The sequence below is a fragment of the Empedobacter sp. UBA7620 genome, assembly GCF_002484185.1.
Taxonomy (GTDB): Bacteria; Bacteroidota; Bacteroidia; order Flavobacteriales; family Weeksellaceae; genus Empedobacter; species Empedobacter falsenii_C.
On sequence record NZ_DLJI01000014.1, the window covers coordinates 42,144 to 43,136 of the forward strand.

A 993-nucleotide genomic window follows, 5' to 3' on the forward strand; every position below is an offset into this window, starting at 1 on the left:
AGTATTAGATAGTTTAACTTTTGTTGTGGATCAATTAAAGCAACAAAAAGACGTCAAAGCTTTTTCTAAAATCATCGAAGAAAAAGTCTACATCGATTACAAAGGAAAGCAAGATATTGCCTATTTGAAAGGTGTTGACGAAAACTTTACCAAAGTTACGCGTTTAGATACGGTGATTTATGGTGGACAATATTTAGATTTTAATCGCGATGATAATTTTATTGTTTCGAATGGAATTGCAGAGCGTTTACAACTTTATATCGATCCGATAACGCCAGCAGATTTGATGATGCCAAAAGCTGGAACAGGTTTAATAAAACAAGAAAGCGATGCTTTTACTCGCAAAGATGCATATAGCGTTGGCGTGTTTATTTTGAACGAACAATACGACAAACACGTCTTTACAACTTTAGGTTTGGCGCAAGAATTATTGTTGTTAAACGAAAATCAGTGTTATTCGATTGAAGTAAAAACGACTGGAAAAAAATCGTTTAACGAAGTGAAAATTCAACTTCAAAAAGCATTGGGTTCTCATTATAAAATCGAAACCAGACAAGATTTAGATTCAGCTTTCTTGAAAGTAATGAATATGGAAAATTTAATCAGTTATTTGATTTTCACGTTAGTCATTATTATTGCATGTTTCAATTTGGCAGGAACAATTATTATCTTGATTTTGGATAAAAAGAAAGAAATTCAGACGATGTATAGTTTTGGATTATCACGAAAAAACATTCGTAATATTTTCTTCCAAACTGGTTTTATTATCACCTTTATTGCGATGACAACAGGTTTATTAATCGCCTCTGTTATTGGATTATTACAAATAGATTTTGGTTTGGTTATGGCTTCGCCAACTGTTCCGTTTCCATTTATCTTTTCTGTCGAAAACTTTGTTGCAGTTATAGTGACTGTTTTAGGTCTGGGAAGCTTGGTTTCTTGGATCGTTTCCAGACAAGTGAAATAAAAATATAAGACATAAAAAAAGCTTGA

The 993-nt window shown here is 32.2% G+C and carries 1 protein-coding gene; it reads left to right on the forward strand.

What is annotated here, in order from left to right:
- Nucleotides 1-967: ABC transporter permease (locus B2217_RS02475; protein WP_291122056.1), on the forward strand; the 967-nt coding region annotated here is incomplete at its 5' end.
- Between the last annotated feature and the right edge of the window lie 26 nt (nt 968-993).